At 73.7% G+C, this 25,474-nt stretch carries 21 protein-coding genes; 14 read left to right on the top strand and 7 right to left on the bottom strand.

Translation table 11 applies throughout. The features are described from left to right. Window positions 1-178 precede the first annotated feature (178 nt). On the bottom strand, window positions 179-1,717 hold the full coding sequence (locus ACFVWY_RS03715; RefSeq protein ID WP_389866950.1) for a M23 family metallopeptidase: 1,539 nt from the start codon (window positions 1,715-1,717) through the stop codon (window positions 179-181). A gap of 268 nt (window positions 1,718-1,985) precedes the next feature. Further along, on the bottom strand, window positions 1,986-2,882 hold the full coding sequence (locus ACFVWY_RS03710) for an esterase/lipase family protein (protein ID WP_389866948.1): 897 nt from the start codon (window positions 2,880-2,882) through the stop codon (window positions 1,986-1,988). Window positions 2,883-3,211: 329 nt separating this feature from the next. Between ACFVWY_RS03710 and ACFVWY_RS03705 the strand changes: the two genes are divergently transcribed. After that, window positions 3,212-3,625 (top strand): cobalamin B12-binding domain-containing protein, encoded by a 414-nt coding sequence (locus ACFVWY_RS03705; RefSeq protein ID WP_389866946.1) that lies wholly within the window; start codon window positions 3,212-3,214, stop codon window positions 3,623-3,625. A 195-nt stretch (window positions 3,626-3,820) separates the two neighbouring features. Here ACFVWY_RS03705 and ACFVWY_RS03700 read toward each other — a convergent pair whose 3' ends face one another. Continuing rightward, window positions 3,821-5,431, bottom strand: a complete 1,611-nt coding sequence (locus ACFVWY_RS03700; protein WP_389866944.1) for a DUF5691 domain-containing protein — start codon at window positions 5,429-5,431, stop codon at window positions 3,821-3,823. A 103-nt stretch (window positions 5,432-5,534) separates the two neighbouring features. Further along, window positions 5,535-6,935 (bottom strand): SWIM zinc finger family protein, encoded by a 1,401-nt coding sequence (locus tag ACFVWY_RS03695; RefSeq protein ID WP_389866942.1) that lies wholly within the window; start codon window positions 6,933-6,935, stop codon window positions 5,535-5,537. A gap of 134 nt (window positions 6,936-7,069) precedes the next feature. Here ACFVWY_RS03695 and ACFVWY_RS03690 point away from each other — a divergent pair, with 134 nt between their 5' ends. From ACFVWY_RS03690 to sucD, 6 genes are all read left to right on the top strand, one after another. Continuing rightward, the gene (locus tag ACFVWY_RS03690) at window positions 7,070-7,549 is read left to right on the top strand and encodes an MmpS family transport accessory protein (RefSeq protein WP_389866940.1); all 480 of its coding nucleotides are present in this window, start codon (window positions 7,070-7,072) and stop codon (window positions 7,547-7,549) included. Window positions 7,550-7,685: 136 nt separating this feature from the next. After that, window positions 7,686-8,792: an AAA family ATPase gene (locus ACFVWY_RS03685; RefSeq protein WP_389866938.1), complete on the top strand. Its 1,107-nt coding sequence runs from the start codon at window positions 7,686-7,688 to the stop codon at window positions 8,790-8,792. Continuing rightward, a complete protein-coding gene (locus tag ACFVWY_RS03680) occupies window positions 8,789-11,233 on the top strand; it encodes a DUF5682 family protein (protein WP_389866936.1) in 2,445 nt (814 codons plus the stop codon). Before ACFVWY_RS03685 ends, ACFVWY_RS03680 begins: the two co-directional genes overlap by 4 nt. Then, the gene (locus ACFVWY_RS03675) at window positions 11,230-12,459 is read left to right on the top strand and encodes a VWA domain-containing protein (RefSeq protein ID WP_389866934.1); all 1,230 of its coding nucleotides are present in this window, start codon (window positions 11,230-11,232) and stop codon (window positions 12,457-12,459) included. The genes ACFVWY_RS03680 and ACFVWY_RS03675 overlap by 4 nt, the downstream gene beginning before the upstream one ends. Window positions 12,460-12,729: 270 nt before the next feature. After that, complete coding sequence (gene sucC / locus ACFVWY_RS03670) at window positions 12,730-13,911, top strand: ADP-forming succinate--CoA ligase subunit beta (RefSeq protein WP_389866932.1); 1,182 nt, start codon at window positions 12,730-12,732, stop codon at window positions 13,909-13,911. 21 nt (window positions 13,912-13,932) lie between these two features. Further along, complete coding sequence (gene sucD / locus ACFVWY_RS03665) at window positions 13,933-14,817, top strand: succinate--CoA ligase subunit alpha (protein WP_389866931.1); 885 nt, start codon at window positions 13,933-13,935, stop codon at window positions 14,815-14,817. A 117-nt stretch (window positions 14,818-14,934) separates the two neighbouring features. Here the strand turns inward: sucD and ACFVWY_RS03660 are convergent, their stop codons facing one another. Beyond that, complete coding sequence (locus ACFVWY_RS03660) at window positions 14,935-15,837, bottom strand: RNA polymerase sigma factor (protein WP_389866929.1); 903 nt, start codon at window positions 15,835-15,837, stop codon at window positions 14,935-14,937. Between the two features lie 116 nt (window positions 15,838-15,953). Between ACFVWY_RS03660 and ACFVWY_RS03655 the strand changes: the two genes are divergently transcribed. Then, the gene (locus ACFVWY_RS03655; RefSeq protein ID WP_389866927.1) at window positions 15,954-17,495 is read left to right on the top strand and encodes a DUF6350 family protein; all 1,542 of its coding nucleotides are present in this window, start codon (window positions 15,954-15,956) and stop codon (window positions 17,493-17,495) included. On the opposite strand, the gene ACFVWY_RS03650 is transcribed toward ACFVWY_RS03655, so the two are convergent. After that, entirely contained in the window at window positions 17,485-18,312 is an 828-nt protein-coding gene (locus ACFVWY_RS03650) for a hypothetical protein (protein ID WP_389866925.1), read from the bottom strand. The two genes, ACFVWY_RS03655 and ACFVWY_RS03650, sit on opposite strands and share 11 nt — an antisense overlap. 334 nt (window positions 18,313-18,646) lie before the next feature. Here ACFVWY_RS03650 and purN point away from each other — a divergent pair, with 334 nt between their 5' ends. Then, the gene (gene purN / locus ACFVWY_RS03645; protein ID WP_389866923.1) at window positions 18,647-19,303 is read left to right on the top strand and encodes a phosphoribosylglycinamide formyltransferase; all 657 of its coding nucleotides are present in this window, start codon (window positions 18,647-18,649) and stop codon (window positions 19,301-19,303) included. Beyond that, on the top strand, window positions 19,290-20,843 hold the full coding sequence (gene purH / locus ACFVWY_RS03640) for a bifunctional phosphoribosylaminoimidazolecarboxamide formyltransferase/IMP cyclohydrolase (protein WP_389866921.1): 1,554 nt from the start codon (window positions 19,290-19,292) through the stop codon (window positions 20,841-20,843). Before purN ends, purH begins: the two co-directional genes overlap by 14 nt. Window positions 20,844-20,908: 65 nt before the next feature. Here purH and ACFVWY_RS03635 read toward each other — a convergent pair whose 3' ends face one another. Then, window positions 20,909-21,652, bottom strand: a complete 744-nt coding sequence (locus ACFVWY_RS03635; protein WP_389866919.1) for an RDD family protein — start codon at window positions 21,650-21,652, stop codon at window positions 20,909-20,911. A 225-nt stretch (window positions 21,653-21,877) separates the two neighbouring features. Here ACFVWY_RS03635 and ACFVWY_RS03630 point away from each other — a divergent pair, with 225 nt between their 5' ends. From ACFVWY_RS03630 to ACFVWY_RS03615, 4 genes are all read left to right on the top strand, one after another. Then, window positions 21,878-22,741, top strand: a complete 864-nt coding sequence (locus tag ACFVWY_RS03630) for a bifunctional methylenetetrahydrofolate dehydrogenase/methenyltetrahydrofolate cyclohydrolase (protein ID WP_389866917.1) — start codon at window positions 21,878-21,880, stop codon at window positions 22,739-22,741. Window positions 22,742-22,761: 20 nt separating this feature from the next. Then, entirely contained in the window at window positions 22,762-23,478 is a 717-nt protein-coding gene (locus ACFVWY_RS03625; protein ID WP_389866915.1) for a DUF3017 domain-containing protein, read from the top strand. Between the two features lie 404 nt (window positions 23,479-23,882). Continuing rightward, a complete protein-coding gene (locus ACFVWY_RS03620; RefSeq protein ID WP_389866913.1) occupies window positions 23,883-24,167 on the top strand; it encodes a hypothetical protein in 285 nt (94 codons plus the stop codon). 229 nt (window positions 24,168-24,396) lie between these two features. Then, complete coding sequence (locus ACFVWY_RS03615) at window positions 24,397-25,386, top strand: malate dehydrogenase (protein WP_389866912.1); 990 nt, start codon at window positions 24,397-24,399, stop codon at window positions 25,384-25,386. The last annotated feature ends 88 nt before the right edge of the window (window positions 25,387-25,474 follow it).

The following is a 25,474-nucleotide window of genomic DNA, read 5'->3' as shown; positions in this document are numbered from 1 at the left end:
CGGCCGGGGCCCGTCAGCGTGCGACGTCCGCCGCGGCCCGTTGGTCCACGCGCTCCCGCGCGGGGACCGGCGGGTGGCGCGACGCGCGGGGGGGGGGGGTCCGGCCGGGCTCTAAGCCTTGCCCCCGCCGGGGGGGGGGCCCGCGGGGGCGCCCCCCCGGGCCCCCCCGCCCCTCGGCTCAGGTCGGGTTGACGCCGTGGCTGCGCAGCCACGGCAGCGGGTTGACCGCGGCGCCGCCGCCGGGCCGGACCTCGAAGTGCAGATGCGGACCGGTCGAGTTCCCGGTGTCGCCCGAGTACGCGATGACGTCACCGGCCTTGACCGGGCCCGAACGGATCCGGGTGCTGCTGAGGTGGCAGTACCAGGTCTCCGTGCCGTCGGCCATGGTGACGATCGCCATGTTGCCGTACGCGCTGTTCAGCCGGGTGCTCACGACGCCGTCCGTCGCGGCCATCACGGGCGTTCCCTCCAGCACCGGGAAGTCGATGCCGGTGTGCACGGACATCCAGTTGACGCCCGCCTGACCGAAGTACGCGCTCAGGCCGTGCTGCTTGACCGGCATCACGAACTTGGGGCGCATGGCCTCCTTGCGGGCGGCCTCCTCCTCGCGCTTCTTCTTCTCGGCGGCCTGCCGCTCCCGAAGGTCGATGCGCTCCTGGGCGCGGCTGGCGCGGCCCGCGAAGTTCTCCGCGTCGGCGCTGAGGTTGGCGAGCTGGGTGTCCAGCTTGTTGTTGGCCTCGGCGGGCTTGACGGAGTCGGCCGCCGCCAGGGTGCTGCCGTCGTCCTTCTTCTCGTCGCCGCCGAGCCCGCCGACCGAGGCCGCGGCGATCCCCGCCACGCTCATCACACAGGCGGAGGGGATGGCGACGGTCAGCAGTGCGGAACGCTTCGCGGGCGTACGGCGTCGGCCCCGGCCACCGCTGCGGGTGGCGGGCCGACCGGGGGAGCGGCGCGGACCGGACGCGAGCTCGGCGCCCTCCGGCTCGGCCGTCCCGCCGGAGTCGTCCAGGCCGTCCGCCGCGCCGTCCGGGTCCTGTGCGCCCTGCGCGAGGTAGGGCTCGTACGGGTCGTACGAGGTGGCCGGGTCGGCGTAGGTCTCGTACGCCGCGTAGTCACCGTGCGTGCTGTCCGTGGCGTGCGCGTCGTGCGGCAGCCGCGGGGCCTCCATGGTCTGCGTCAGGAGCTGGTCGATTCCGGGCTCGGGCGCCGCGCCGGTGTTCCAGGCGGTGGCGTCGTAGGCGCCGGTGTCGTACGCGGCCGTGCTGTTCATCGCCGCGTCGTTCATGGCCCAGTGGCCGTCCGTGGACCAGGCGCCGGTGTCCCACTGGCCGGTGCTCTCCGCGGCGCCGCCCTGGGCGGGGATGCCGGGGAAGACGGCGGTGGAGGCGGTGTCCGGGCCGTAGTCGGCCGTCGTCCACGAGGCGGTGGTCCCGTAGGCCGGTCCCGTCGTGTACTGCTGCTCGGGGTACGGCTGCTGCCCGGGCTGAGCGGCGTACGGGGCGTAGGCGTCGTACGAGGCGGCCGGGTGCGCCCCGGTGTCCCACTGGGTGGAGTCGTACGAGCCGCTGTACCCGTCGGCGGGGCCGACACCGTAGCCACTGCCGTACGTACCGTCGTGACCGCCTGGGTAGGAGCCGAAGAGCGGGTCGCCGTGGAAACCACCGGTCGCTCCGCTGTCGTATCCGGCGTACCCGGCGTCGGGGTGCTGGTCGTTCACCAACTTCTCTCTCGCCTCGGCAGCAGGACCTGTGCTCTGGGGTCCGGTGGGGGAAACCCAGGGGAGCAGTGGCCGCGACTGTACCCGGCGGTACCTGACGCCGACAATCTTCGACGGGTCCTGGTGGCCCAGGAAACGGGCAATCGGCCGTCTTTCGGCGGCCTCCGCACAGAGCCTTGGCTCTATGTTCGAAACCTGTTCTATTTGTGTGGTCACGGTCGGTGGTGAGACGCCCGCCGGCCGGGAGGCCGCCGCCGGCCCGTGGGGCTCACGCGGCTCCCGCGTCCCCGGCGGAACCGGCCGCCGGATCGCCGGGTTCCAGCGCCTGCCGGATCGCGGCGGCCACGGTCGGGTGCACCAGCAGCGCGAGGTGCCCGATGCCGGTGACGCGGACGTTCTCCGCGTCCAGGTCCGGATGGTCGATGCGGGCGGCCTCGGCCGGGACGATCACCCGGTCCAGCTCGCTCCAGAAACTCACGAAGCGGGTGCGGCAGCCGGGCGCGGGCAGGCGCAGCTCCTCGATCGGTGCGGATCCGGTGCGCATCTGCCGCACGATGGGGTGGGCGCTCGCCAGGGGCGCGACGGCGGTGCCGCTGTGCGGGGTGCCGAGCGTGACCAGGGTGCGCACCCGCTGGTCGCCACCGAGCCGCTGCACGTAGTAGCGGGCGATCAGGCCGCCGAGGCTGTGCCCGACGATGTCGATCTCCCGGTGTCCGGTGCGGGCGCAGATCTCCTCGACGTGCCGTCCGAGCAGCTCGGCCGCGGTCCGGATGTCGCAGGTCAGCGGTGAGTAGTTGAGCGATTCCACAGGGCGCCGGCCGCGCTGGGCGAGGGAGCGGCGCAGCAGGACGAAGACCGAGCGGTTGTCGATGAAGCCGTGCAGGAGGACGACCGGCGGATGGTCCTCGCCCCCGGCGGCCGGGGCGGGGACCTCGGCGCGGGGGGTGCGGCCGGGTGCGGCGGGGGCGAGGGGCGGTTCGGCCGGGCACGGGACGTCCCGCCGTTCGCCCGTGATGCCGGTGGGGTAGAGGAGCACATGGGCGGTGAGAACCACCAGCTCCAGCGCGGTCGCCTTCAGCAGTGCGGCGGACGGCCCGGCGGGGTGCGGACCCGGGCCGAGCGGCAGGGGGAGCGGCAGTGGCGGAAGAAAAGGCAGGACCTTCATGGCCGACCTCCGGCTTCGACGGGCGGGGGAGGCGGCTGTGCGGTCACCGACGCGCGCATCGGACGGACCGGCGGGACGGGCCGGCCGTACCACCGCGCCGTGCGGCTGACGGCACGGTGGTACGGGCGACTCGTCGCGGCTCCCCTGGCGGCCGGTCCCGCGCGGCAGGTGTACCGCGTGCCTACGGGAACGGCGCCCGGTGAACATGTCCCACTGTGTGATTTCCCCCTCCCCGTCCACCGCGAAACGGCGGCTTGCGGGATGCTGTAGATAACGTTCGTTCACATCCCCGGCCCTTCAGGCGCGGGTAGAGGCATGTGGAGGCAGTGATGGGTGTGACCGGTCCGATCCGTGTGGTGGTGGCGAAGCCGGGACTGGACGGCCATGATCGCGGGGCCAAGGTGATCGCGAGGGCGCTGCGCGACGCGGGCATGGAGGTCATCTACACCGGGCTGCACCAGACGCCCGAGCAGATCGTGGACACCGCGATCCAGGAGGACGCCGACGCGATCGGCCTCTCGATCCTCTCCGGTGCGCACAACACGCTCTTCGCCAAGGTGATCGAGCTGCTGAAGGAGCGCGAGGCGGAGGACATCAAGGTCTTCGGCGGCGGCATCATCCCGGAGGACGACATCGCCCCGCTGAAGGAGCAGGGCGTCGCGGCGATCTTTACGCCGGGCGCCACGACGACGTCGATCGTCGAGTGGATCAACGCGAACATCCGCGACCACGCGGAGGCCTGACCGCGGGCCGTCCCCGGGGCTTGGCCCCCGACCCCGGGGTTCCCCCCCGACCCCGGGGCCCGGCCCCTGACCCCGGTCTGCGGGCCGCGGGCTCTCGTTTGCCTGACCTGGGCCTGACTCGGACCTGACCTGGGCCCGACCTGGCGTGCGCCCAGGTCAGGCCGGACCGGCGGGCCCGAGGCCGGACCGGCGGGGTCAGGCCAGGGCGGCGGGGTCAGCCCGGATCAGCTCCGCCGCCATCTCGGCGCGCAGCCGCAGCGTGGAGACGAGCCGCTGGAAGGCCTCGGACCAGTAGCCGTTCGCGCCCGGCGAGGCGTTCTCCGGCTCGTCGGGCGTGGTCGTGAGGATCTCCAGGCGGTCCGCCTCCGCCGGGTTCAGACAGCGCTCGGCCAGGCCCATCACCCCGCTGAAGCTCCACGGATAGCTGCCCGCGTCCCGGGCGATGTCCAGGGCGTCCACGACCGCGCGGCCCAGCGGACCGGCCCAGGGGGTCGGGCAGGCCCCCAGGAGCTGAAAGGCCTCCGACAGTCCGTGCGCGGCGATGAACCCGGCCGCCCAGTCGGCCCGCTCCGCCGCGGGAAGTATGCCGAGGAGCTTCGAGCGCTCGGCCAGCGACGCCGTACCGGGGCCGTTCGACGGCGGGGCGGACGGCGCGCCCAGCAGCGCGCGGGCCCACTCGGCGTCCCGCTGCCGCACCGCCGCCCGGCACCACGCCGCGTGCAGCTCCTCGCCCCAGCCGTCCGCGACCGGGAGGCCGACGATCTCCCGGGCGGTGCGGCGGCCGAACCGTGCGGGCCAGGTGGCCAGCGGCGTCGCCTCGACGAGCTGGCCGAGCCACCACGACCGTTCCCCCCGCCCGGACGGCGGCACCGCCACCACACCGTCGCGCTCCATCGCGCCGTCGCACTCGTGCGGTGCCTCCACGGCGATCGTCGGTTCGTCACCGGTGAGGCCCGGGTTCACACAGGACAGCGACCGGGACGCCATCCGGGCGGCGAGCGCCGATCCCGGCAGGGCGGAGAGCAGCTCGGCGGCGGTCGAGCGGACGTTACGGCTGCGGTCAGAGAGGCATCGCTCCAGGAAGGGTTCGTCCGCCGGGGAGAGCCCGGTGCGCAGCGAATCGACGAACATCAGCCGGTCCTCGGCACGCTCGGTGGCCCAGGTGGCGGCGAGCAGGGCCAGCGCCCCGGCGGGGTCGTGCGCCCGGACGGAGGCCAGCAGCGCGACCCGCTCGGCGAACAGGCCCTCCTCCCACAACCGGACGACCGCCTCGCAGTCCGCCGGGAGGGGGTGCGGCGCGCCGGTGGAGGAACCGCGCAGGGCGAAACGCCACTCGGGGTTCAGCCCGGCCAGCCACAGCCCGCGCGGTCCGGCGAAGGCCAGTGCCTGCGGCCGCACGTCGGTCCGGGCCCTGGCCGCGTCGAGCAGGGCGGGGAGCAGATCGGCCGGGGCCCGCAGGCCCCGCTGGTTGGCGAGGGCCAGCCACTGCGGGATCAGCTCCGTGAGGTCGGGGGCCGTGCCGCGCCGCCCGCCCGAGCCGCCCGGGGCCGACCGGTCCGCCAGCAGCTGGGCGAGTCTGCGTCGCGCGGCCGGAGGCGGTGCGGGCCGCGGATCGGCGGGCGCCGGATCGGGCCGGGCGGCCGGGGCGGCGGGCACCAGCCCCGCCCGGCGCCGTACGGTCTGGACCGCCGCCACGCCGAGCAGTCCGGCGGGCCCGCCGGGCGCGGCGGCCGGGCGGCGGCCGGTGCCGAGGAGCGCTGTGCTGACGAGCTCCTCCCACGGGGTGGAAGCGGTGGTACCGGGCATGGTGGTCCCCTTCTCGCCGACGTGTCTCGTCCGCTGCTCGTCCGGTGCTTCTCTGCTGCTCGTCTGCGGTCCGTCTGCCGCGGGCCCGGTCTGTCCGGGCACGTCAGATGAGCGGTACGGGCCCGCTCGCGGGGTCGTCACCACCCTCGGCGGGCCAGGCCGCGTACGGGTCGAAGCCGCGGTGGCCGCACTCTCCGAAGACCGTGACCGGCAAGCCGCCGGAGAGCGCGGCGAGCTTCCACAGGCCGGGCCGCGACAGGGCGGCCGGGGCCAGGGGCAGCGCCGCGCCGTCCGCCGCGTCCCGCAGTTGCCAGCCGTCCCCGGACGGCACGGGTATGACCTCGCGCAGCGTCACCGGCCAGGCGTCGAGCCACGGGTCCTCCCGCAGCGCCGCGCCGTACACGCCGACCGCCTCGGCCACCGTGCCGCCGGGCGGGGGCGTGCCGCCCGGCTCCGCCGCCCCGGCCGGGCCCTCCAGCTCCGCCCGCAGCCGGCCGGTGCCCGGGTGGAACGTCAGCCCGGCGTCCAGCGTGGTGCCCACCGGCAGGGCCAGGCCGGGGGAGCGCCCGGCCGCCCCGAAGGAGAGCAGCAGCGCGGTGCGACCGGTCTCCCTTCCGTACAGCCAGATACGGCGCGTGACGATCCTGCCGTCCGGGATGTCGTACTGGGCGAGGACCAGCCAGGCGTCCCGGACCGGCGGGCCCTCGGCGGGGACTGTCAGTCCCACCCGCGTACGGACCGTGGCGGCCAGCGGGCCGGGCAGCCGGTCGACGCCCAGCCAGGCGCTGTCCAGCAGATGCAGCATCGCGCACTCCTCCAGCAGGCGCACCGGCCAGCCCGGCCCGGAGGCCGGGACGGCACCCAGCTCCCGCACCCGGGCCGCCAGCCCCGGGGCCTGGGCGTCGACCATGCGGGCGGCCGTCTCCTCCCAGAACGCGTAGCCCGGCTGGCCGGCCGCCGCCAGCCCCCCGCGCAGCAGATCGGCCAGCCGCTCCTCCAGCTCCTGGGCGCCGCCGGTGATCCGCTCGGCGCGGCGCTCGGCGCGCCGTCGGGCGGCCTCCGGATCGGCCGGGCCCGCGGCCGGGGCACCGCCCGCCGCGCGCTGGTCCGCCTTCCCTTCCGCGCGCTCCCGGCGCTCCGTCAGCCACGCGCCCGCCCAGTCCGGGACTTCGCCGACGGGAAGCGCCGACTCGCCCGATGCCCAGAGCAGCAGCAGACCCAGGGCGTGCTTGCACGGAGACTTCCGGCTCGGGCAACTGCACGTGTACGCGGGGCCGGTGGTGTCGGCCACCGTCCGGTACGGCGCTCTCCCGCCTCCCTCGCACAGCCCCCACACCGCCCCCGACGGATCGCAGCCGCTGCCCGACCAGGGACCGGCCGCACCCAGCTTCGACCCCGCCCCGCGTGACGCGTCGTCAGGAGCGAGGGCCCGTACCTGCTCCACCGTCCAGCGCGCCACCGGGCCGGTGGCGCGCGAGAGTTCTCCCCCGTGAGATAGCAGCATGACAACGACCGTAGATCGCCCCACTGACAATCGCGCTGACCTGCTGATTCGTCGTCACGCACGCCACTTGACTCTGCTTCTCCTTTGCGATTCTCTGCGGGCATCAGACCCATCGATCCGGGGGGATCAACCACATGAGCCACACCGTTCGCCCCACCCGCGCCGCGGCCCGTGCCGCCGCCTGCGCGGCCGTCGTCCTCGGCCTCGGGCTGGGCCTCACCGCCTGTTCCGGCACCGCCGAGAAGGTGGACAGGACCGTCGACAAGGCGGTGGACGAAGCCGTGGACGAGGCCGTGGACGAGACGATGAACGAGAACTACGAAGTCACCTACGAGGTCACCGGATCGGGCGTCGACCAGATCCAGTTCCACGTCGGCGGCGGCACGGCCATGGACCCGAAGATCGAGAAGGTCGAATCGCCCACGCTGCCCTGGCGGAAGACGGTCACCCTGCGCGGCATCACGCCGCCCGGCGTCACCCCGATCGCCCTCGACGCGGACGGGGCCGAGGTCACCTGCTCGATCACGTACAAGGGCAAGGTGATCAAGGAGGCGAAGGGGAAGGGCATGCTCGCCGCGGGCGGCTGCGTGGCCGTCTCGCCGGTGGTCGGCTGACCGTACGTCAGCGGTCGCGGACCGGCCCGCTCCGGCTGCCGGGGCGGGTCCGGCTGCCGGGGCGGGCCGATTGTCAGTGCCGTGGTGCACGGTGGAACACATCGGGTCGACCGACCCGGAGGGGGGATCCACGACCGTGTCCGAAACCACTGCCACCGACGGCGCACAGGCTCTCCGGCCGCATGCCGAGGACGCCTTCGCCCACGAGCTGAAGGCCCTCGCCGCGGCCGACGACCGCCCGCGCCCCGCCCGCTGGCGGCTCTCCCCGTGGGCCGTCGCCACCTATCTGCTCGGCGGCACCCTGCCCGACGGCACCGTGATCACACCGAAGTACGTGGGCCCGCGCCGCCTCGTCGAGGTCGCCGTCACCACGCTCGCCACCGACCGGGCCCTGCTGCTCCTCGGTGTCCCCGGCACCGCCAAGACCTGGGTGTCGGAGCACCTGGCCGCCGCCGTCAGCGGCGACTCGACCCTGCTCGTCCAGGGCACCGCGGGCACCCCCGAGGAGTCCGTCCGCTACGGCTGGAACTACGCCGAGCTGCTCGCGCACGGCCCCCGCCGCGAAGCCCTGGTGCCCAGCCCGCTGATGCGCGCCATGTCCGAAGGGATGACCGCGCGCGTCGAGGAACTGACCCGTATCCCCGCCGACGTGCAGGACTCGCTCATCACGGTCCTGTCCGAGAAGACGCTCCCCGTGCCCGAACTGGGCCAGGAGGTCCAGGCGGTCCGCGGATTCAACGTCATCGCCACCGCCAACGACCGCGACCGCGGGGTCAACGAGCTGTCCAGCGCGCTGCGCCGCCGGTTCAACACCGTCGTGCTCCCGCTGCCCGCCACGCCCGGCGCCGAGGTCGACATCGTCTCCCGCCGGGTCGACCAGATAGGCCGTTCGCTCGACCTCCCGGCCGCGCCCGACGGCGCGGCCGAGATCCGCCGCGTCGTCACCGTCTTCCGCGAACTGCGCGACGGGGTCACCACGGACGGGCGCACCAGGCTCAAGTCCCCCTCGGGGACGCTGTCGACGGCCGAGGCGATCTCCGTCGTCACCAACGGCCTCGCCCTCGCCGCGCACTTCGGGGACGGGGTGCTGCGCCCCGGCGACGTGGCGGCGGGCATCCTCGGCGCGGTCGTCCGCGACCCGGCGGCCGACCGGGTGGTCTGGCAGGAGTACCTGGAGACGGTGGTCCGGGAGCGGGACGGGTGGAAGGACTTCTACCGCGCCTGCCGCGAGGTCTCCGCATGACCGGGACCGGACGGCCCCCAGGGCCGCTGCTGCTGGGCGTGCGGCACCACGGACCCGGCTCCGCGCGGGCCGTCCGGGCGGCGCTGGACGCCGCGCGCCCGCGGGTCGTGCTCGTCGAGGGCCCGCCGGAGGCCGACGCGCTGCTGCCGCTGGCCGCCGACGAGCGGATGCGGCCCCCGGTCGCGCTGCTCGCCCACGTCGTCGACGACCCGGGGCAGGCGGCGTTCTGGCCGATGGCCGCGTTCTCGCCCGAATGGACCGCTCTGCGCTGGGCCCTCGGACACGGCGCCGGGGTCCGGTTCATCGACCTTCCGGCAGCACATTCCCTGGCCATGACCCAGGCCGGGGCCCCCGCCGCGCACGGCACGGAGGAAGCCGCCGGGGACGTGACCGGGGACGTGAGCGGGCGGGGCCCCGTCGACCCCATCGGGGCGCTCGCCGGGGCGGCCGGCTACGACGACCCCGAGCGCTGGTGGGAAGACGTCGTCGAACACCGGACCGGGGGCGGCGGCGCCGGTCCCTGGGCCCCGTTCACCGTGCTCGCCGAGGCGATGACCGCCCTGCGCGAGACCTACGGCGACGGCGGCCACCCCCTCGATGCCGTGCGCGAAGCACACATGCGCATCCAGCTGCGCAAGGCCGTCAAGGAGTTCGGCGAGGACGTCGCGGTGGTGTGCGGCGCCTGGCACGTCCCCGCGCTCGCCGCGCGGACCACACTCACCGCCGACCGCGCCCTGCTCAGAGGACTGCCCAAGGCCAAGGCCGAGCTGACCTGGGTGCCCTGGTCGCACCGGCGGCTCGCCCGCAGGAGCGGCTACGGGGCGGGCATCGACGCGCCCGGCTGGTACGGCCACCTCTTCGACGCCCCGGACCGCCCGGTCGAGCGGTGGATGACGAAGGTCGCCGGACTCCTGCGCGACGAGGACCGGTTCGTCTCGTCCGCCCATGTCATCGAGGCCGTCCGGCTCGCCACGGCACTGGCCGCGCTGCGCGGCCGCCCGCTCGCCGGGCTGGGCGAGACGACCGACGCCGTCCGGGCCGTGATGTGCGACGGCTCCGACATCCCGCTGGCGCTCGTGCGGGACCGGCTGGTCGTCGGCGAGACCCTCGGCGAGGTTCCGGACGACGCCCCCGTCGTCCCTCTCCAGCGCGACCTCACGCGCCAGCAGCGCGCCCTCCGGCTCAAACCGGAGGCGCCGGAGCGGGAGCTGGAGCTCGACCTGCGCAAGGACAATGACGCGGCCCGCAGCAGGCTGCTCCACCGGCTGCGCGTCCTCGGCATCGGCTGGGGCGAGCCCGCCGAGGGCCGGGCGAGCACCGGCACCTTCCGGGAGAGCTGGCGGCTGCGCTGGGAGCCCGAGCTGTACGTACAGGTCGCGGAAGCGGGCACCTGGGGCACCACCGTGCTCGCGGCCGCGAGCACGCGAGCCGAGTCCCGGGCCGCCTCCGCGACCGCGCTCGCGGAGATCACCGCGCTCGCCGAGCAGTGCCTGCTCGCCGGACTGTCCGACGCGCTGCCCGGGGTGATGCGGGCCCTCGCCGACCGCGCCGCGCTCGACGCCGACGTCGGCCGCCTCGCCGAGGCCCTGCCCGCGCTCGCCCGCACCCTGCGCTACGGCGACGTGCGGTCCACGGACACCGCGGCGCTCGGCGAGGTCGCGGCCGGGCTCGCCGAGCGGATCTGCGTCGGGCTGCCCCCGGCCTGCACCGGGCTCGACGTTGAGGGCGCCGCCACCATGCGCGGCCGGATCGACGGGGTCCACACCGCGATCGGCCTGCTCACCAGTGCCACGTCCGGCCACGCGGAGACCGGCGCGGCCGGGCTGCGCGCGCGCTGGACGGCCGTACTGCACCGGCTCGCCGCCCGGGACACGGTCGCCGGGGCCGTCCGGGGCCGCGCCACCCGCCTGCTGCTCGACGACGGCCGGCTCGCGCAGGACGACGCGGCCCGGCTGATGGGGCTCGCCCTCTCGCCTGGCACGCCCCCGGCCGACGCCGCGGCGTGGATCGAGGGCTTCGTCGGCGGGGCGGCGGGCGGCGGCATGCTGCTGGTCCACGACGAGCGGCTGCTCGGCCTGGTCGACGCCTGGCTCACCGGCGTGCCCGCCGAGCTGTTCGCCGATGTGCTGCCGCTGCTGCGCCGCACCTTCTCCGCGTACGAACCAGGCGTCCGGCGCACCCTGGGAGAGCTGGTGAGACGCGGCCCGTCCCGCGGGGGAGCGCCGGGCACCGGGACCGGAGCGACCGCCCCCGGATTCGGGCCGGGGCTGGACACGGCCAGGGCCGACGCGGCCGAGGAGGTGGTGCTCCTCCTGCTCGGCGCGCACACCGAAACGGCCACCCGCACCCACTCCAGCACAGGCGCAGACACAGACACGGCCATCACCATCACCACCGGCACCAACACCGGCACCGAGGAACCGCTGGGGGCGACGGCATGACGACGACCACGCACACGACCGGCACCGCACCGCGGACCACCCCGCACACCCCGCCGTCCGGCGGCCCGGCCGACGACGAGCGGCTGCGCCGCTGGCGGCTGGTCCTGGGCGGGGACAGCGCCGAGAGCACCGGCCGCGCCCTCACCGGCCGCGACGCCGCGATGGACACCGCCCTGAGCGCGCTCTACGGCGACGGGGGCAGACCCGGCGCCCGGGGCAGGACCGGCCGTCCGGCCGGGCTCGGCGCCTCGGCCCCCTCCGTGGCCCGCTGGCTCGGCGACATCCGTACGTACTTCCCGAGCTCCGTCGTCCAGGTCATGCAGCGCGACGCGATCGACCGGCTCGGCCTGGCCGCGCTGCTCCTGGAGCCGGAGATGCTGGAGGCTGTCGAAGCCGACGTCCACCTCGTGGGCACGCTCCTCTCGCTCAACAAGGCCATGCCCGAGACGACGAAGGAGACCGCGCGCGCGGTCGTGCGCGCGGTCGTCGAGGACCTGGAGAAGCGGCTCGCCCCGCGCACCCGGGCCACGCTCACCGGCGCGCTCGACCGCTCGGCGAAGACCGACCGGCCCCGTCACCGAGACATCGACTGGGACCGCACCATCCGGGCCAACCTCAGGAACTACCTCCCCGAGCACGGCACCGTCGTACCCGAACGGCTCATCGGCCACGGGCGGGCCGCCCGGTCCGTGAAGAAGGACGTCATCCTCTGCGTCGACCAGTCGGGGTCGATGGCCGCCTCCGTCGTCTACGCCTCCGTCTTCGGGGCCGTGCTCGCCTCCATGCGCACCCTGCGGACCCGGCTCGTCGTCTTCGACACGGCGGTGGCCGACCTCACCGACCAGCTCGACGACCCCGTCGACGTCCTCTTCGGCACCCAGCTCGGCGGCGGCACCGACATCAACCGCGCACTGGCCTACTGCCAGTCGAGGATCACCCGCCCCGCCGACACCGTGGTCGTGCTGATCAGTGATCTCTACGAGGGCGGGATACGCGACGAGATGCTGAAGCGGGTCGCCGCGATGAAGGCCTCCGGTGTGCAGTTCGTGACGCTGCTCGCGCTCTCCGACGAAGGCGCGCCCGCCTACGACCGTGACCACGCGGCGGCGCTCGGCGCCCTGGGCGCACCGGCCTTCGCCTGCACTCCGGACCTCTTCCCCGAGGTGATGGCGGCGGCCATCGAGAAGCGGCCGCTCCCCGTGCCGGACAAGGAGGCCGGGCACTGACGGCGGCACCCACCGTTCACCTCAATGGAACCGCCCCGCGCGCGCCCGCCGCCTCCGGGCCACCAGCAGGGTCTGTGACCGTAATCACCGCTCAGGCGCTATCTGTGATTTAGGGTCCTGCGGGCCTCGGGGATAACCTGCGAGATGGACATGCCGCGTACCGGGCTCACCGTGTGCGCCTTCCTGGTGACAGAGCAGTCACGTTTGCCCCTCGCGGCACGCCCACGCAGAAAACCAACCGCGAGACCATTGATTAAGGGACGGACGCGCGTGGACCTGTTCGAGTACCAGGCGAGGGACCTCTTCGCCAAGCACGGTGTACCGGTGCTGGCCGGTGAAGTCATCGACACGCCTGAGGCAGCCCGCGAGGCGACCGAGCGGCTGGGCGGCAAGTCGGTCGTCAAGGCGCAGGTGAAGGTCGGCGGCCGTGGCAAGGCCGGTGGCGTCAAGCTGGCCTCCACCCCCGACGAGGCGGTCGCCCGCGCGACCGACATCCTCGGCATGGACATCAAGGGCCACACGGTCCACAAGGTGATGATCGCCGAGACCGCGCCGGAGATCCTTGAGGAGTACTACGTCTCGTACCTCCTCGACCGGACCAACCGCACCTTCCTGGCCATGGCCTCGGTGCAGGGCGGCATGGACATCGAGGAGGTCGCGGAGAAGACCCCCGAGGCCCTCGCGAAGGTCCCGGTCAACGCCGTCGAGGGCGTCACGATCGAGAAGGCCCGCGAGATCGTCGCCCAGGCGAGCTTCCCGGCCGAGGTCGCCGAGAAGGTCGCCGAGGTCCTGGTGACGCTGTGGGACACCTTCGTCGCCGAGGACGCGCTCCTCGTCGAGGTGAACCCGCTCGCCAAGGTCGCCTCCGGTGACATCCTCGCGCTGGACGGCAAGGTCTCGCTCGACGAGAACGCCGACTTCCGCCAGCCCGAGCACGAGGCGCTGGAGGACAAGGCCGCGGCCAACCCGCTGGAGGCCGCCGCCAAGGCCAAGAACCTCAACTACGTCAAGCTCGACGGCGAGGTCGGCATCATCGGCAACGGCGCCGGTCTGGTCATGTCGACCCTGGACGTCGTCGCGTACGCCGGTGAGAACCACGGCAACGTGAAGCCCGCCAACTTCCTCGACATCGGTGGCGGTGCCTCCGCCGAGGTCATGGCGAACGGCCTGGAGATCATCCTCGGCGACCCGGACGTCAAGTCCGTCTTCGTCAACGTCTTCGGTGGCATCACCGCGTGCGACGAGGTCGCCAACGGCATCGTCCAGGCGCTTGAGCTGCTCAAGTCCAAGGGCGAGGACGTCACCAAGCCGCTGGTCGTGCGTCTCGACGGCAACAACGCGGAGCTGGGTCGCAAGATCCTCTCCGACGCCAACCACCCGCTCGTTCAGCGTGTGGACACCATGGACGGCGCGGCCGACAAGGCCGCCGAGCTCGCCGCGGCTGCGAAGTAAGGGACGAGGGACTCCAACACCATGGCTATCTTCCTCACCAAGGACAGCAAGGTCATCGTCCAGGGGATGACCGGCGCCACCGGGATGAAGCACACCAAGCTCATGCTCGGTGACGGCACCAACATCGTCGGCGGCGTGAACCCGCGCAAGGCCGGCACCTCCGTCGACTTCGACGGCACCGAGGTCCCCGTCTTCGGGACCGTCGCCGAGGCGATCGAGAAGACCGGCGCGGACGTGTCGGTCCTCTTCGTGCCGCCGGCCTTCGCCAAGGCCGCCGTCATCGAGGCGATCGACGCCGAGATCCCCCTCGCGGTCGTCATCACCGAGGGCATCGCCGTCCACGACTCGGCCGCCTTCTGGGCGTACGCCACGTCGAAGGGCAACAAGACCCGGATCATCGGTCCGAACTGCCCCGGCCTGATCACCCCCGGCCAGTCCAACGCCGGCATCATCCCGGGCGACATCACCAAGCCCGGCCGCATCGGTCTCGTGTCCAAGTCGGGCACGCTGACCTACCAGATGATGTACGAGCTCCGTGACATCGGCTTCTCGTCCGCCGTCGGCATCGGTGGCGACCCGGTCATCGGCACGACGCACATCGACGCCCTCGCGGCGTTCGAGGCCGACCCCGAGACCGACCTGATCGTGATGATCGGCGAGATCGGCGGCGACGCCGAGGAGCGTGCGGCCGACTTCATCAAGGCCAACGTCACCAAGCCGGTCGTCGGTTACGTCGCGGGCTTCACCGCCCCCGAGGGCAAGACCATGGGCCACGCCGGCGCCATCGTCTCCGGCTCCTCCGGCACCGCGCAGGCGAAGAAGGAGGCCCTTGAGGCCGCCGGCGTCAAGGTCGGCAAGACGCCGACCGAGACCGCCAAGCTCGCCCGCGAGATCCTCGGCGCCTGACCGCTCCCGCACACGGCGCAGCGGCACCGCACAGACGGCGCGGGCCCGTACCCCCTCGGTTCGAAGGGGTACGGGCCCGCGCCGTTGGCGTGTGGCGTGGACCGGTGTGCGCCGCGTTCAGCCGGTGCCGGGGACCAGCCGGGCCGGGCCCTGGACGAGTTCGCCGCGGAGCTGCTTCTCCAGCCGCACGTCCTGGGCCTCCGGTTCCCGCGGCCCGCCGCGCGGTGGCACCCCGCTGATCCGCTGGGCGGGTGCCTGCGGGGTCTCGTGGCGGCCCGGGGCCGTCAGCAGGGCGAAGAGCGTCAGCCCGATGAGCACCGCCGTGAACCAGAGAGCCGCCCGGGTCCGCAGTGCGGCCCCGCGCTCGCAGTCGGTACGGATCTGGCAGGGCGCCGGGAGCGTGCCGGGGGACGGGGTGAGGGCGAGCGCGCCCAGCCGTGCGCCGAGCAGCGCCGACTGCTCGGCGGGCGTGTCGTGCTCCGCCGGGCCGGGCAGCCACTCGGCGACCGCGGCGCGCGCGTTCAGCAGCCGGTTCGCCGCCGCCGGGGTGCTCGCCTCCGTCTCCGCCGCCGTCTCCGGCAGGTCCAGGCCCAGGCCGTCGTAGAGCACCAGGGTGCGGCGGTGGGCGGGCGGCAGCGCGAGCAGCGCGTCGAGCAGGGCGCGCGAGACCGGTTCGTCCGGTGGCGGGTCGGGACGGCGGTGCGCGCGGCGCAGCCGGTGCCAGGGCGACACGGCGTACTCGTACGCGGCGGCCCGCACCCACCCCACCGGGTCGCGGTCCACCGCGACCTCGGGCCAGCGCTCCCAGGCGAGCGCGAAGGCACGGGCGACGGACTCCCTGGCGAGGGTGCGGCGCCCGGTCAGCAGGAACGTCTGGTGGAAGAGGGCGGTGGCGCAGTGCGCGTACAGCGCGTCGAAGGCCGCGGCGGGGGCGGAGGTCCCGGCGGGGTGGGAAACCCCGGCGGGACGGGAGGTTTCGGCGGGCTGGGCAGAGGGGGTATCCGTCGGACTCCGCGTCATACGGGACCGGCCAGGGGGCTAAACCGCGTAATAAAGCACATAAACATATATTGGGCGACACAGCGGGTGTCTGCCCGTTACGCGGAATAAGCGCGTGTCGTTGGCAGCATGACCGTGTGACCCAAGTAACCGAACGCGGCCCGATGTTGTCGGCGGATCAGGGCCGGTCCGCCGCGCTGACCCTGGCCCTGCTGAGGGGAGCGGTTGCGGCCGGGCTCGGACTGGGCTCGATCACCGTCCTCGTCCTGGCGTTGTGGATCAGCTCCCCGGACTCCGGGAGCAGCCCCGCCGGCGCCCTCCACACAGCGGCCGGGCTCTGGCTGCTCGCCCATGGGGCCGAGCTGATCAGATCCGGCACACTCAGCGGGGTGCCCGCCCCGGTGGGCGTCGTTCCGCTGCTGCTCGCCGTGGTGCCGGTGTGTCTGGTGCACCGTGCGGCGAGGGATGTCCTGGTGCCGGACGAGGAGCATCCGGCCCTCTCGGCGAGGAGCGGTCTGACCGCGGTAGCCGGTGGATATCTGCTGGTCGGCGCGGCTGCCGCGTACTACGTGCGGGAGGGTGCGCTGTCCGTGCGGCCGCTCTCGCTGCTCTTCCCGGTGGTCGTCGTGGTGGTGGGCGCGGCGGCCGGGGCCTGGACGGGGGCCGGGTGCCCGGTCGTGCTGCCCGCTCGGGCCCCGGCGGCCCTGCACCGGGCGCTGGCGGGCGGCCGGTTCCGGGAGTGCGCCGGGACGGTGTGGCGGGCGGCGGCGGCCGGGGTGGCGATGCTGGTCGGCGGCGGGGCGCTGCTCGTCGCGGTGGGGCTGGTGTGGCACGCGCACCCGGCCCGGCAGGCGTTCGTCGAACTCTCGGGCAACTGGTCGGGCCGGGTCGCGGTGCTGCTGCTCGCGGTGGTGCTGGTGCCGAACGCGGCGGTGTGGGGCGCGGCGTACGGGCTCGGCCCCGGGTTCGCCCTCGGCACGGCGTCCACGGTCACCCCGCTGGCCTTCTCCGGGCGCCCGGCGCTGCCCGGCTTCCCGCTGCTGGCCGCGGTGCCCGCCCAGGGCCCCGGGACGCTCATGAACTGGGCGGCCCTCGGTGTGCCGGTCGCGGCCGGGATGACGGTCGCCTGGTTCACGGTGCGGCGCGCCGCACCGCCGCACGGCGGGCGCGAGGCGGCGTGGAGCCCGGGGACGACGGCGCTGGCGGCCGCGCTCGCGGCGGTCGGGTGCGGGGCGGGTACGGCGGTGCTGGCGGCGGCGGCCGGGGGGCCGCTCGGGACGCGGTCGCTGGCGGAGTTCGGGCCGGTGTGGTGGCTCTCCGGGGCGGCGGCGACGGCGTGGGTGGTGGTGCTGGGCGTGCCCGGCGCGCTGCTGCTGCGGGCCTGGCGGCTGCGGGCGCGCGTCCGCAGCGGCCTGTGGTGGCTCACCGGCGCGATGCCGCCGCGGGAGCGGGAGCAGGCGCGGGTGCGGGCCGAGGAACAGGCGCGGGCGCGGGCGCGGAAGGCGGCGTACGCGTCCGTCGTGCCCGCACCGCCGGTCGGCGCGGCGTCGCCCGGACCGGCGGAGGGGGACTTCACGCCGTACGACTTCCTGCCGAACGACCCCTGGTACGGGCGGACGGCCAGGCCGGAAGAGGCCGGGCCGTCCGGGAACGCGGGCGGGGCGGGGCTCAGTCCTTGACGCCGAAGAGGGGCTCCAGCGGCTTCGGCAGCTGGTCGTTGCAGGACACCTGACCGGCCTTGGTCAGGGCGTCGTTCACACAGGTGTAGTAGTCGCGGTAGACGAGCTGCACGGTGAACGTCGCGGCGACGATCGAGAGCGCGAGCAGCGCCGTCACCAGACCGCTGACCGCGGCCGTGGTCTGCTGCCTGCCGCCGGCCGGGGCCGCGGGAGCGGCCGGAGCGGAGGCGGCCGGAGCGGCGGCGGCCGGTGTCCGGGCGGGGCCTGCCGCCTGACCGGAGCCGTCGGCGGCCGGGCTCTTCGGCTTGGACCGGAGCGAGCTGATCGCCCAGTACACCGCGAGCGAACCGAGCAGCAGGGCGATCTCCGGGAAGTCGAAGAGCGCGAAGAAGAAGGCCCACATGCCGCAGAGCAGCGCGTAGCGCGCCCGGCGCTGCGCGGGGTCGGTGGGATCCCAGCGCATCCCGCCCGGACTGCCCTCGGGCCCGCCCTGGCCGCCCGTCCCGCCCTGGCCCGGACGTCCGCCGAAGCTGCCGCCCTGACGACCGGGCTGCCGGCTGCTCCACTGGCCGCCCCAGGCCGGGCGCTCGCCGGAGGAGCCGCTCTCGCCGGAATCCTCGCCCGAGCCCTCCCCGTTTCCGGAGCCCTGAGTGGTGTTCACCGGGCGGCGGGGCTGCCAGGGCTGGTCGGGCCGGTTCTCCGGCGGCGGGGCGAAGGGGTTGTCGTCCATCCCGCCCGAACCCCTCCCGCCCTGGGAGGAGGCGTCCCGCTCGGGCAGCGGCTGGCGGAAGGCGGTGCGGCGGCGTCGGTCCGGCATGTGGTGAACGTCTTCCCCATCTCGTCATTTCCGCCCCGTGGACGGTTCGCTGTCCCCTGACGCTACCTCCCGGCCGGGAGCCGCCGAAAGCTGGGAGCGCGGGGCCGGGCGCCGATCCGCGCGATCCGGACCGGCAGCCGCCTCCCCGGGCCGCCGACCCCCGTCCCGTGGGGGTTCGCCGAGGTGCCGGTATCGTTGCTGACGGTCGACCGGTTCGTAGAGTTCCCCGTACCGAGGGGCTCTGTTCTTTCGTACGACCATACAAATCGGCGTCACTCTGCCCCACGACGTGGGCGGAGCGCGCGAGAGCAACCACGCGAGAAAGGGCCCAGCCGTGGCCTCCCCGCCCCCCTCCGCCGCCCCGGCACGCCTGGTCGTGCTGGTCTCCGGTTCGGGTACGAACCTGCAAGCCCTGCTCGACGTCATCGGTGACGATCCCGGGGGCTTCGGCGCGCAGGTCGTCGCGGTCGGCGCCGACCGCCCCGGCATCGCCGGTCTCGAACGGGCGGAGCGGGCCGGAATCCCGACCTTCGTCTGCCGGGTCAAGGACCACGCCACCCGGGAGGAGTGGGACGCCGCGCTCGCCGCCGCGACGGCCGCGCACCGCCCGGACCTCGTCGTCTCCGCGGGCTTCATGAAGATCGTGGGGCGGGAGTTCCTCGCCCGCTTCGGCGGCCGGATCATCAACACCCACCCCGCCCTGCTCCCCAGCTTTCCCGGTGCCCACGGGGTGCGCGACGCGCTCGCGTACGGCGTGAAGGTCACCGGCTGCACCGTCCACTTCGTCGACGACGGCGTCGACACCGGTCCGATCATCGCGCAGGGCGTGGTCGAGGTGACCGAGGAGGACTCGCCGGAGGGCGAAGCGGCTCTCCACGAACGCATCAAGCAAATCGAGCGCAAGCTGCTCGTCGAGGCCGTGGGGCGGCTCGCCCGCGACGGCTATCGCATTGAGGGACGAAAGGTTCATCTCGGTCATGTCGGTGAATAAGCCCATCCGCCGCGCCCTGGTCAGTGTCTACGACAAGACGGGGCTCGAAGACCTCGCGCGCGGTCTGCACGAGGCGGGTGTCGAGCTGGTCTCCACCGGCTCCACCGCCGGCCGGATCGCTGCCGCCGGTGTCCCGGTCACCAAGGTCGAGGAGCTCACGGGCTTCCCCGAGTGCCTCGACGGCCGCGTCAAGACGCTGCACCCGCGCGTCCACGCCGGCATCCTGGCCGATCTCCGCCTCGACGCCCACCGCGAGCAGCTCGCCGAGCTCGGTGTGGAGCCGTTCGACCTGGTGGTCGTCAACCTCTACCCGTTCAAGGAGACCGTCGCCTCGGGCGCCTCGGACGACGAGTGCGTGGAGCAGATCGACATCGGCGGCCCCTCGATGGTCCGCGCCGCGGCCAAGAACCACCCGTCGGTGGCCGTGGTCACCAGCCCCGGGCGGTACGCCGACGTCCTGACCGCCGTGCGGGCGGGCGGCTTCGACCTGGCCGCCCGCAAGCGGCTGGCCGCCGAGGCCTTCCAGCACACCGCCGCGTACGACGTCGCCGTGGCCTCCTGGTTCGCGGACGGCTACGCCGCCGCCGACGACTCGGGCTTCCCCGACTTCTTCGGCGCCACCTACGAGCGCGCGAACGTCCTGCGCTACGGCGAGAACCCGCACCAGCCCGCCGCGCTCTACACCTCGGGCACCGGCGGCCTGGCCGAGGCGGAGCAGCTGCACGGCAAGGAGATGTCGTACAACAACTACACGGACACCGACGCCGCGCGCCGGGCCGCGTACGACCACGCGGAGCCGTGCGTCGCGATCATCAAGCACGCCAACCCGTGCGGCATCGCGATCGCCGACGACGTCGCCGAGGCGCACCGCAAGGCCCACGCCTGTGACCCGCTGTCGGCCTTCGGCGGCGTCATCGCCGTCAACCGTCCGGTGACCCGGGCGATGGCCGAGCAGGTCGCGGAGATCTTCACCGAGGTCATCGTGGCCCCGGCCTACGAGGACGGCGCGGTCGAGATCCTGGCCCGCAAGAAGAACATCCGGGTGCTGCGCTGCCCCGACGCCCCGACCGCCCCGGTCGAGGTCAAGCCGGTCGACGGCGGTGCGCTGCTCCAGGTCACCGACCGTCTCCAGGCCGAGGGCGACGACCCGGCCAACTGGACGCTGGCCACCGGCGAGGCGCTGGGCGAGGACGAGCTGAAGGAGCTGGCCTTCGCGTGGAAGGCCTGCCGCGCGGTCAAGTCCAACGCCATCCTGCTCGCCAAGGGCGGCGCCTCGGTCGGCGTCGGCATGGGCCAGGTCAACCGCGTCGACTCCGCGAAGCTGGCCGTCGAGCGGGCGGGCGAGGAGCGGGCGCGCGGTGCGTACGCCGCCTCCGACGCGTTCTTCCCGTTCCCCGACGGGCTGGAGATCCTGACCGCCGCGGGCGTCAAGGCCGTAGCCCAGCCGGGCGGTTCGGTCCGTGACGAGCTGGTCGTCGAGGCCGCGAAGAAGGCCGGTGTGACGATGTACTTCACCGGCACACGGCACTTCTTCCACTGAGGTCCCACGGACGAAGGGCCGGAACTCCTCGCGGAGTTCCGGCCCTTCGTCCGTGCGTGGGTGCGTTACTTCTTGATCACCAGGGTTCCGGCGGCACGGTCGTGCCAGCCCTGGAGCTTGCCGGAGTTGTCGAAGAACGGCGAGAGGTAGACGAGCAGCGCGCCGATGTAGCAGAGGAAGACGCCGACGATCGGGATGATCCAGCGGATGAAGCCGCCGCCGAGGCCCGGGTTCATGCCGGTGTTCTCCTTGACGACCTTCAGGCCGAGGGCCATCTTGCCGAGCGTCGCGCCGAGCAGCGAGATCATCAGCCACTCGTAGAGCAGGGTGATCAGACCGAAGACCGCGATCATGCCGAACATCGTGGCGATGATGCCGCCGCTCGCGTCGTTCACACAGGCCTGGTAACCCGGGTCCAGGGAGCTGCCGCAGTTCTCGATGTCCTCGGCCGCGCCCATCGCACCGGCCACGCCTATCGCGCTCAGGATGGCGTAGAGCACGCCGATGGCAGCCGCGTCGATGCAGCGGGCGCCGAGGCGGCGGCCCATCGAGGCGACCTGGACGGTGCCCAGGACGGGGACGTTGATGTAGCCGTTGTTGGCCTGGAGGGTGCCCGGGGCCTGGGGCGGGTAGCCGTAGCCCGGCTGGCCCTGCGGGGGCTGCTGCGGGTAGCCGTAGCCCGGCTGGCCCTGCGGCGGCTGCTGCGGGTAGCCGTAACCGGGCTGGCCCTGCGGCGGCTGGCCGGGCTGCTGGCCGGGCTGCTGGCCGTACGGGTTGTTCGGGTTCGGGTTCGGGTCGCCGAAACTCATCTGGGCGTTCCTCCAACGTGCACTGCGGGGACGATGCGGCCGCACGGAGGAAAGAAAGGTCAGTGGTCCGCCCCCCGGTACTACTGCGGCACTGCGGCCATAATCGTTATAAACAGAATGTAAGTTTGTCCAGTCACGGTTGGTGCTTGTTGCGCAAGTGCAACATCGCGCCACCGATGGCGGCCGAATTGGTACCTGGGCGGGGTCATCCGCGAGTATGGGGACATGACTGCCCAGATTCTCGATGGCAAGGCCACCGCAGCCGCGATCAAGTCCGATCTCACCGTCCGCGTGGCGGCCCTCAAGGAACGGGGCATCACCCCCGGCCTGGGAACCCTGCTGGTCGGGGACGACCCGGGCAGCCGCTGGTACGTGAACGGCAAGCACCGCGACTGCGCGCAGGTCGGCCTCGGCTCGATCCAGCGCGAACTCCCCGGCACCGCCACCCAGGAGGAGATCGAGGCGGTCGTACGCGAGCTGAACGACAACCCCGAGTGCACGGGCTACATCGTGCAGCTCCCGCTCCCCGACGGGATCGACACCAACCGCGTCCTGGAGCTGATGGACCCGGCCAAGGACGCCGACGGCCTGCACCCGATGAACCTCGGCCGTCTGGTGCTCAACGAGGCGGGCCCGCTGCCGTGCACCCCGCAGGGCGTCGTCCAGCTGCTCCGCCACCACGGCGTCGAGATCAAGGGGGCGAACGTGGTGGTGGTCGGGCGCGGCGTCACCATCGGCCGCCCGATGCCGCTGCTGCTGACCCGCCGCTCCGAGAACGCCACGGTGACGCAGTGTCACACCGGTACGCGTGACCTCTCCGCGCACCTCAGGCAGGCCGACATCATCGTGGCCGCCGCCGGGGTGCCGCACATCATCAAGCCCGAGGACGTGAAGCCGGGCGCCGCCGTGCTCGACGTGGGCGTCAGCCGGGACGAGAACGGCAAGATCGTCGGGGACGTCCACCCGGGCGTGGCCGAGGTCGCCGCCTGGATCTCCCCGAACCCCGGTGGGGTCGGCCCGATGACCCGCGCCCAGCTGCTCGTCAACGTGGTCGAGGCGGCCGAGCGCAACGCCGCCGCCGCCGGCTGACCCGATCCGGAGGAAACCCCATGGGTGCTGCTAAGAGCCCGGCCGAACCGTCCGCCGAGGCGGGCGGTACGCCCACGCGGCCGTCACCGGCCCCTCGGACGCCGGGCGGGTCGCACGTGCCGGACGCGGGCGAGCGGACGGCGGACGCAGGCGAGCGGACGGCGGACGCGGCGGACAAGGCGGACGCGGCAGGCGCCGTGGACGCGGCAGGTGCCGTGGACGCGACAGGTGCGCCGGATGTGCCGGACGTGCCGGACGCGGCTGGGGAGACCGGCGAGACCGGCGAGGCTGGTGCGGTCAGTACGGAGACCGGCGCGACCGGTGCGGGCGAGGGCACGCGGCGTTCGCGGCGGTTCCCCTCGTTCACCCGGGACACCGCGCGCCCCGAGGGCGGTGGCCGGGCCGCGCCCGGGGACGCGCCCGCTCCGGCCCGGCAGTGGCCGCTGCTCGCGGTGCTCTGCGCGGCCGGGATCGGGCTGCTGATCGTGGCGCTCGATCCCTTCGCCGAGGCGTTCCGGGTCGGCACGATGCTGATCGGCTGCGCCCTGATCGCAGGCGCGGTGCTGCGGCTCGTGGTGCCGTCGGTGGGCATGCTGGCGGTGCGGTCCCGCTTCACCGACCTGGTGACCTACGGACTGCTCGGCTTTCTCATCGTGATGCTGGCGCTGGTGGCGCAGCCCAAGCCGTGGCTGGACATCCCGTTCCTGGAACAGGCCGTCCACTTCACCATCCGCTGAGTCCGGCCGCCCGCCCCGCCCGGCCGCCCCGGGCCTTCGTACCGGTGCCCGTCCCCTCCCCCGAGCGGGACGGACACCGGCTGACGGGGCCGCCGACCGGGGCGTGGAAGCCCTGGTGCGCGGTGCCTGAGCGGTGTTGCCCCGTCGGGGTTGAGCCTGGTCGACGGGGTGGGGCGGTACAAGGGATGCCTGGGGCCTGTGGCACGGAAGTGACCATTCCGCCATCGTGTGATCGTCCCGCAACGGAGTGCCGGACTGTGCGGCGGCAAGGGCGCGCGGTAGCGGAGCGGGTGGTGCCGAACGCCTCCATGCGCCCCGTGCCGGCGGCCCGCCGCCCGGCGTTCGGGCCGCTGCCTGGGTAGTCCGGAACGGAGGGACCACCGGATCCGGGCAGGGGGCAGGCAATGGCGCGCTGGAAGGCACTGTCGGGCGAACTCGATCCTCAGATAAGGGAGTTCGCCGTCCGATTGCGCAGACTCGTCGACCGCGGGCGGCCGGGCACCGGTGAGGCGGCCGACCGTGCGGGCCGCGGGGACGAGGGCGAGGGCGGGGACACGGGCGCGGACGCGGACGGGCACCGCGCCGAGGGCGGATCCGAACGACCGGCCGTGCCGCTCGTCGCGGCGGGCGTGACCGGTGTGCTGCTGGTACTGCTCGCGACGGTGCTGCTGCTCGCGCCGGGACGGTGACCGACCGGTCCTGCCCGGGGCGCGGCGGGCGCCGGGCTGCCGTCCCGTGCGGGATTCGGCCGGGTGAGCGCTGTGTGATGGCTTGTGCGCGGTGCCACAGGGGGCAGAGCGGCCGGGAGGTTCCGGGTCGGATAGCCTGACCGCTGGATATCTCTTCACATCAAGATTCAGGGATGTCCAGCACCAGGGGCCAGGAACCCCCACCGCCAGCTGTCTAACGGAGATCGCCATGACCCGCACTCCCGTGAATGTCACCGTGACCGGCGCAGCCGGCCAGATCGGCTACGCGCTGCTCTTCCGCATCGCCTCCGGCCACCTGCTCGGCCCGGACGTGCCGGTCAACCTGCGTCTCCTGGAGATCCCGCAGGGCCTGAAGGCCGCCGAGGGCACCGCGATGGAGCTCGACGACTGCGCCTTCCCGCTGCTGCGCGGCATCGAGATCACCGACGACGCCAACAAGGCGTTCGACGGTGCGAACGTCGCCCTGCTCGTCGGCGCCCGCCCGCGCACCAAGGGCATGGAGCGCGGTGACCTGCTCTCCGCCAACGGCGGCATCTTCAAGCCGCAGGGCAAGGCCATCAACGACAACGCCGCGGACGACATCAAGGTCCTCGTCGTCGGCAACCCGGCCAACACCAACGCGCTGATCGCCCAGGCCGCCGCCCCGGACGTCCCGGCCGAGCGCTTCACCGCGATGACCCGCCTCGACCACAACCGGGCGATCTCGCAGCTGGCCGCCAAGACCGGTGCCGCCGTCTCCGAGATCAAGAAGCTGACGATCTGGGGCAACCACTCGGCGACCCAGTACCCCGACATCTTCCACGCGGAGATCGCGGGCAAGAACGCCGCCGAGCTCGTCAACGACGAGGCGTGGCTGGCCGACACCTTCATCCCGACCGTCGCCAAGCGCGGCGCCGCGATCATCGAGGCCCGCGGCGCGTCCTCGGCCGCCTCCGCCGCCAACGCCGCCATCGACCACGTGCACACCTGGGTCAACGGCACCGCCGCGGGCGACTGGACCTCCATGGGCATCCCGTCGGACGGCTCCTACGGCGTGCCGGAGGGCATCATCTCGTCCTTCCCGGTCACCACGGAGAACGGCACCTACAAGATCGTCCAGGGCCTGGACATCAACGAGTTCTCCCGTACGCGCATCGACGCCTCGGTGAAGGAGCTCACCGAGGAGCGCGACGCGGTGCGCGAGCTCGGCCTGATCTGACCCGGTCCCCGATCCGGTCCGTACGCCCTTCACGCGTACGCGTCGCCCCCGGCAGCCATCCGCTGCCGGGGGCGACGGCGTGCCGGGC

The organism is Streptomyces sp. NPDC058195 (assembly GCF_042883525.1).
In the GTDB taxonomy this organism is placed as follows: Bacteria; Actinomycetota; Actinomycetes; order Streptomycetales; family Streptomycetaceae; genus Streptomyces.
This window is presented reverse-complemented; position numbering and strand designations above follow the sequence as displayed.